General features: G+C 71.6%; 6 protein-coding genes. 2 read left to right on the top strand and 4 right to left on the bottom strand.

Annotation, left to right across the window (positions count from 1 at the left end; all coding sequences use genetic code 11):
- From VG276_09675 to VG276_09660, 4 genes are all read right to left on the bottom strand, one after another.
- A partial coding sequence (locus tag VG276_09675) for an adenylate/guanylate cyclase domain-containing protein (protein ID HEV8649653.1) occupies positions 1–794 on the bottom strand: 794 nt, incomplete at its 3' end.
- A gap of 708 nt (positions 795–1502) precedes the next feature.
- The gene (locus VG276_09670; GenBank protein ID HEV8649652.1) at positions 1503–2021 is read right to left on the bottom strand and encodes a hypothetical protein; all 519 of its coding nucleotides are present in this window, start codon (positions 2019–2021) and stop codon (positions 1503–1505) included.
- A 338-nt stretch (positions 2022–2359) separates the two neighbouring features.
- Positions 2360–2818 (bottom strand): GNAT family N-acetyltransferase, encoded by a 459-nt coding sequence (locus VG276_09665; protein HEV8649651.1) that lies wholly within the window; start codon positions 2816–2818, stop codon positions 2360–2362.
- Between the two features lie 95 nt (positions 2819–2913).
- Positions 2914–3057 (bottom strand): BBE domain-containing protein, encoded by a 144-nt coding sequence (locus VG276_09660; GenBank protein ID HEV8649650.1) that lies wholly within the window; start codon positions 3055–3057, stop codon positions 2914–2916.
- Positions 3058–3841: 784 nt separating this feature from the next.
- On the opposite strand from VG276_09660, the gene VG276_09655 reads away from it, so the two are divergent.
- Together VG276_09655 and VG276_09650 are read left to right on the top strand one after the other, a co-directional pair.
- Positions 3842–4510 carry a helix-turn-helix domain-containing protein gene (locus VG276_09655; protein ID HEV8649649.1) on the top strand — a complete coding sequence of 223 codons (669 nt, stop codon included), beginning with the start codon at positions 3842–3844 and terminating at the stop codon, positions 4508–4510.
- Between the two features lie 138 nt (positions 4511–4648).
- Entirely contained in the window at positions 4649–6877 is a 2229-nt protein-coding gene (locus VG276_09650) for an MMPL family transporter (GenBank protein ID HEV8649648.1), read from the top strand.
- Positions 6878–6961 lie beyond the last annotated feature (84 nt).

Below are 6961 nucleotides of genomic sequence, written 5' to 3'. Positions count from 1 at the left end.
GCCCAGAAGGTGACGCCCTCGCCATAGGGCAGGGAGCGGCCTTGGCGCCAGGCGACCAGCCCGGGGTCCGCCTCGACGGCGCGGCCCAGCTCGGCGACCAGCCGGCTCTTCCCCATCCCAGGCTCACCGACGAGGGTGATGAGCTGCACGGAGTGCTGCCGGATCACCTGGCGATAGAGCCGCTTCAGCAGGTCAAGCTCGTCGCCGCGGCCGACGAATGGGGTGGCCGGCTGTCGCTCCAGATCCATCCCTACGCGGCTGTGGGGCGCGACCGCCCGCCAGACCGGTAGGGGCTCGGCCTTGCCCTTGACGCGGGCCGGCTCGAGTTCCTCATACTCAAACAGCGTCCTGGTCGCTCGCCAGGTCGGTTCCCCGACCACGACCCCGCCCTCCGGCGCGACGCCCTGCAGCCGCGAGGCGGTGTTGACCACGTCGCCGACGACCCCTTCACTCTCCTGGGCGCGTGGGTCCAGGGTGACGATGGCCTCGCCGGTCATGATCCCGATCCGCACTGCCAGGCCCATGGCGGGGTACGCCTCGTTCAGGTCGGCGATGGCGTCGAGCATGCGGAGCGCGCAGCGCACCGCCCGCTCCGGGTCGTCCTCGTGGGCGGCTGGCTTGCCGAACACGGCCATGACCGCGTCGCCGATGAACTTGTCCAGGGTCCCCCCGAGCCGCTCGATCTCGGCACGGAGCCGCACATGATAGGGGTGCAGCATCGCTCGAACGTCCTCGGGATCGGCCCGGTCCGAGCGGGCCGTGAAACCGACAAGATCGCAAAACAGGACAGTCACGATCTTGCGCTCCTCGGCGACAGCCCGAGGGGCGGAGGCAAGTGTCGCGCCGCAGGCCCCGCAGAACCTGAATCCCTGCGGGTTCTCCTGCCTGCACGCTGGGCAGGTCAACATGCAAGAAGTCTACGGCGGACAGCATTTGCCAGAATACGAACAGCGGGACGGGCCATCAGTGACCTGGCCGGGCGCTGCGCTGTTGCATCGAGCGATCGGGTGATCGGACGCCCTCCACTCGACCGCCCCAAATGGCCCCGTTCGTGTTCATGATCGTCGGGTTCAAGCCATTCTCAGTGGCTTGGAGAAGAGATGAGCCTCCACTTCGCCGGGCAGCGAGGACGCCTTCCACCTCAATGCAACAGTGCCAGCTGGAACCGTCGTCTGCGAACGGCTGCTCCGCCACAGTCGGCGACCACGTCCAAGAGATCGGACCTCAGCCGGGCAGCCCTGCTGGGACGCCGATGGCCGGGGTCAACAACAGCTCATGCAACCCTGAACCGATCCGTCCCATCACTTCCCCAACACCTCCCCATCAGGACACCTGCCTGGCCCAATGCTGAGGGCTCCTGCGGGCCGACGAGCCGGACCACCCCTGCCCGCCCGGCCGGCCAGGCCACGACCCGACCTCACCACCGCCCCAACGCGTCCAGCCGCGCCCGCCCCAAGCTCGGCGGCCATCCGCGTCACCGACCACCCCTGCCCCACCCGCCGCTACCCCCGCAGCTCCCCGAACCGAGCGCGGCCAGCCGTGCGCGCCGCCGCTCCTCGCGCCGCACCGCCTCGGCCACCCGGGCGCGCGACCGCCGCCAACCCGGCTGCCGTGATCCGGGTGCGGGGCACCTGCTGCTCGGCCAGCACCCGCCTGACCACCCGCCGCCCCACCCCAAGCTCCCCCGCCAGCCGCGGGATCGACCAGCCGCGGCCGACGTCCCGGTCAGCCAGATAGGCACCCACGTCGGCGAACCCCAGCGCGGCGACCCGGGCGGCCAGGCGCCGGTCGCTGGCGGCCCGGCGGGCCCGGCCCCGCGCCCTGGGTGCCGGCTCGCGGGCCACCCCGCAGGCGTCCATCGCGCCGGCCACCGTGTGGGTGCTGGTACCAAGCTCGGCGGCCAACCCCGCCAGGCTGCACCCGTCCTGGGCATAGCGGGCGGCCAGGTAGGCGGGGAGATCGGCGAACCCCAGGGCCCCGACGCGCTGCGCAAGGGCCCGCCAGCGCGGTCCGTCGACCACAAACCCACCTTCAAGGATCAGCCCACGGTCGGTTCCTGCAGGCTGCGGCTGTGCCCATGCGTTGCCGGTCCCACCTGGGACCGCTAACGCAAAGGGCAACACCGCGCAACCGCCGCCCTACCACGATCCTGCCAGCGTCGGTCGCGGGCGGTTCCTCCTTGCCTGGCCACGCAGGCGCAGGCGCGCGGCCAGGCACGTCGACGCGATGCCCATCCAGCCCGGGTGGGCCGGCGAGCCCGCCGGGATGGTCGGGTAGCCGTCGGCGAGGGCGTGACCGCCACCCGACGCCAACGCCCGCACCCGCACCCGCGACGGGCCGGCCCTGCGCCCGGCCGGGGTCAGGCAGGATCGACCGGCAGCTGGTAGTCCAGCCAGCGGTCCTCGCGGGTCGCCCCGATCCGCTCGTAGACGGCCTGCGAGCGGGCGTTGTCGCGGGCCGTCTGCCAGACGAGCCGGGTCGCGCCGTGCCCGCGGCAGCGTTCCAGGCAGGCGGCGATGAGCCCGTCGGCCACCCCGGTGCCCCGCGCCTCGGCGGCCACGAACAGGTCATTCATCACCCCGACGCGGGCGGCGGCCAGCGTCTGCCAGGTCCAGTACAGGGTGGCGAAGCCGACGGCTCTGCCGGCGTCGTCGCGGGCCAGGAGCTGCAGGCCCTCGCGCTGCGGGTCGGCGAGCAGCGCCTGCGACAGCTCCAGCAGGGCCCGGTCGCTGGGCGCGACCCGGTAGAAGTCGCAGTAGGCGCGCAGCAGCGGCAGCAGCTCTGGCAGGTCGGCGGCGCCGACCACGGTGATCCGCACAGAAACTCCCTCCTCACGCCTCCGGGCGTCTTGGGGTGATGAGCTCGATGCACAACTCGTCGAGGGTGGGGACCATTGGCTGGCTCGCGCTGCGGTTAGCGTACCGGCAGCGATTGGTGGAGGCGGAAGACGTTGCCTGGGTCGTAGCGTGCCTTGACGCGCAACAGACGGTCGTGGTTGCTGCCGTAGTAGGCGTCGGCCCAGTTGTCGAGGTCGGGGTCGGGGAAGTTCGGGAACACCCCCCCCCGGTCCCCCACCGGTGCACCGACGCCCAGGACCGGGTCGCCCAGCGGTGGGCGGCCTGCTTGGCAGCCGTCGACGCGGCAGGGTCGACCACGACCGCGTGCTTCAGCGAGTAGAGCGGGTCGCGGTGGACGAAGGCGGTGGCGTCGGCGGGCACCCGGTTGTAGGCGCCGCCCCAGGGCGAGAAGTCCAGCTCGCGGGCCTGGCCGGCGGTGCGCCCCTCGGTGAGGTACCCCATCCGCGACATCAGCTTCGCCGAGGACGCCTCCCAGGTCCCCGTACCGGCAACGCCCCCGGGGCCATGGCCAGCCTGCGCAACCTCCTCGGCCTGCCCGCGCAGGACACGCACGACACGGCTGTCGCCGCCCTCAAGGTAGTAGCGCACGATGGCGGGGTGGGCGGCCATCTGCCCGTCGAGCCAGCTGCGCCCCGGCCAGGCCAGCGGGAAGGGGTAGCGGCGGTTGAGCCCGTCGAACCAGGCCAGCTCCTTGTCGGTGGGGTCGATCGGGACACCAGCGTCCAGCTGTCCGGCTGCGGCGACGTCGTCCGGTACGTCTCGCGATACGGCACCGGCCGCTCGAGCGCGCGGTGTTGCTCGCACCGATGATGCCGATGCTGGTGAAGACCGACGACAATCCGGAAGGGTTGGACGAGAGCGTCGTGGCGGCGGCCCGGCCCGCCCCACCCCTCGGACAGCCGTATCGCATCGGCGTTTCCGGCCGCTCGAGCGGAGATCTGGCCGTTGACGCACCGACCGGTCGGTCGGTATGCTGTGGCGCCATGACTGCGATCAAGACCCACGAGGACGCGGCTGTCCGCACGGTGCGCGCCACCGAGCGGGGCTCGGCCACCCGCCAGCACATTCTGGCCGTGGCCACCGAGGCGTTCCTCGCCCACGGCTACGCCGGCACGTCCCTCAGCGACCTGATCCGCGCTGCCGGGATCACCAAGGGTGCCTTCTACCACCACTTCCCGTCCAAGGAGGCGCTCGCGGTCGAGGTCGTGCGCGCTCGGCAGGCGGAGTGGGCCGCACGGGTGGTGCAGGCGTCGGCGAGCCACGACCGCGCGGTCGACCAGCTGCGGGCGATGGCCCGGGTGGCCTCTGACCTCAAGGAGCAGGAGCAGGGCCAGGCGACGAGCCTGCAGCGGCTCTGCGCCGAGCTGTGTGAGGACCCGGAGCTCGCCCCGCAGATCGCCGGCTACTGCGACGCGTGGATCGACACCGCCGCCGGCCTGGTCGCCCGCGCCCAGCTCCAGGGCGATATCCGCGCCGACGTCGATGCGCGCCAGACGGCCGAGGTGCTGGTTGCCACCTTCCTCGGGGCCGAGCAGCAGTGCGTGATGACCGCCAGCCACGATGACTTCCGCGCGGAGTTCCGTGCGCGCATGACCCGCTGCCTCGGCCTGCTGCTCGAGGTGCTGAAGCCTGCCGCTGGGCAGCGGGGATAAGGAGGACGACCAGCATCAGGAACCGGGAGTATCACGACCTCGGAACGTACCGACCGGTCGGTACTACATTGGGCATCTGACCGGTTGGCGACGGAGAGGCAGAAACGTGAAAAGGCTGAGAGGGAGGAGAGGGAGGACATGAGGCTGTCTCCGCAGAGTGTGGCGCGCTGGAGCGCCAGGCGCCGGTTCACCGTGATCGGGCTGTGGGTGGTGCTGTTTCTGGTCGGGGGGTTGCTGACCTCGCGGTATCTGAGCGGCGCGCTGACCACCCAGGCCGAGTTCACCAACAACCCCGACTCCAAGCAGGCCCGGACGCTGCTGGAGCGGCGGCTGACCGGGCCGCGCCGCTCCAACGAGGTCGTGATCGTCCGCTCGGAGTCCAAGACCGTGACCGACCCCGAGTTCAAGGCGTATGTGCAGCGGCTCAAGGGTGCCATCGACGCGCTCAAGCCGGCGGTCGTCCAACAGGCCACCGACCCCTACCAGGCCGGTGGCCGGTTCGTGTCGGACGACAGGCACGCCACCCTGATACCGGTGACCATGGCCGGGTCGCTGGACGACGCCGACGCCAACATCGACAAGCTGCTTGACCGGACGCTGCACGCCCAGCATCCCGACGGCTTCCAGGTGCTGGTCGCCGGCGAGGCGACCGCGGCCAAGGACGCCAACACCATCGCCGAGCAGGACCTCCGCAAGGGCGAGACCATCGGGATCGTCGCCGCCTTGGCCATCCTGATCGTGGTGTTCGGGGCGGTCGCCGCCGCGGTGCTGCCGATCGTGCTGGCGGTCATGGCCATCGTGGTCGCGCTGGGGCTGGTGTCGCTGCTGGGCCTGGCCTTCGACCTGTCGTTCTTCGTCACCAACATGATCACGATGATCGGCCTGGCGGTCGGCATCGACTACTCGCTGTTCACCGTGTCGCGCTACCGCGAGGAGCGCGCCCGCGGCCGCGACAAGCTCGCCGCCATCGCCGCGGCCGGCGGGACGGCCAACCGGGCGGTGTTCTTCTCCGGGATGACCGTGGTGCTGGCCCTTGCCGGGTTGCTGCTGAACCCGACCACGATCTTCCGGAGCATCGCCGCCGGCGCCATCGCCGTGGTGCTGGTCGCGGTGGCGGCCTCGCTCACCTTGCTGCCGGCGCTGCTGGCCGTCATGGGCGACCGGGTGAACGCGCTGCGCGTCCCGGTGCTGTTCCGCCGCCGCCAGGCTGACGTCGATCGGACCCGCGGCTTCTGGGCCGGGGTGGCCCGCCGGGTCATGGCCCGGCCGGTGGCGAGCCTGCTTGTGGCCGGCGGGATCCTCGCGGTCGCGGCGGTACCGCTGGTTGGCATCCGGACCGGGTTTTCTGGGATCAGCACCTTCCCCGACAACATCCAGTCCAAGCAGGCGTTCACCGTGCTGTCGCGGGACTTCTCCGGCGGCCTGACCTCCCCGGCCCAGATCGTCGTGGATGGCGACGTCCGCTCCCCGGCGGTCACCGCGGCCATCGCCAAGCTGCAAGCCGCGCTCAAGACCGACCGCGCCTACGGCCCCAGCAGCGTCCAGACCAACCAGCAAGGCGACCTCGCGCTGGTCTCGGTCCCGGTCAACGGCGACCCCAGCGGCGAGACCGCCACCGCCGCCGTCCGCCACCTGCGCACGGTGACGGTCCCGGCCGCCTTCGACGGCGTCGACGCGCGCGTCCTGGTCGGTGGGGAGACCGCGGGCGGGATCGACTTCTTCGACCTGACCCACTGGTACACGCCGTTCGCGATCGCGTTGGTGCTCGCCCTGTCGTTCCTGCTGCTGCTGGTGGTGTTCCGCTCGGTGGTGCTGCCGCTGCTCGGGGTGGCGCTCAATCTCCTGTCGGCCGGCGCCGCCTACGGGCTGCTGGTGCTGGTGTTCCAGCACGGCACCGGCGTGGGCCTGTTCGGCTTCGAGCGGGTCGACACCATCGAGTCGTGGCTGCCGCTGTTTCTGTTCTCGGTGCTGTTCGGGCTGTCAATGGACTACCAGGTGTTCCTGCTCAGCCGCATCCAGGAACGCTACGGCCACAGCGGCGACAACCGCGACGCGGTCGCGTTCGGCCTGCGCACCACCGGCGGGATCATCACCGGCGCCGCGGTGATCATGGTGGCGGTGTTCGCCGGGTTCGCGGCCGGCCGGCTGACCATGCTCCAGCAGACCGGCTTCGGCTTGGCGGTGGCGGTGCTGATCGACGCCACGCTGGTGCGCTCGGTGCTGGTCCCCGCGGCCATGCGCCTGCTCGGCAGGCGCAACTGGTACCTGCCGAGCTGGCTTGGATGGCTGCCGCAGCTCCGCATCGAGGGCGCCGCCCCAGCCCCAGCCCTGGCCGAGCCGGAGCGCCAGCCGCAGCCGGTGCGCTAGCACGAATCCCTGCGAGGTCGGGGGGAGCACGCTCCCCTCGGCCGCTCGAACGGACGTGGGCTGTCACGGGTGGCCGGCACAATC

This window comes from Actinomycetes bacterium, assembly GCA_036000965.1.
In the GTDB taxonomy this organism is placed as follows: domain Bacteria; phylum Actinomycetota; class CALGFH01; order CALGFH01; family CALGFH01; genus DASYUT01.
The sequence above is the reverse complement of the archived record's forward strand: the minus strand, read 5'-3'. Positions and strand labels throughout refer to the sequence as shown.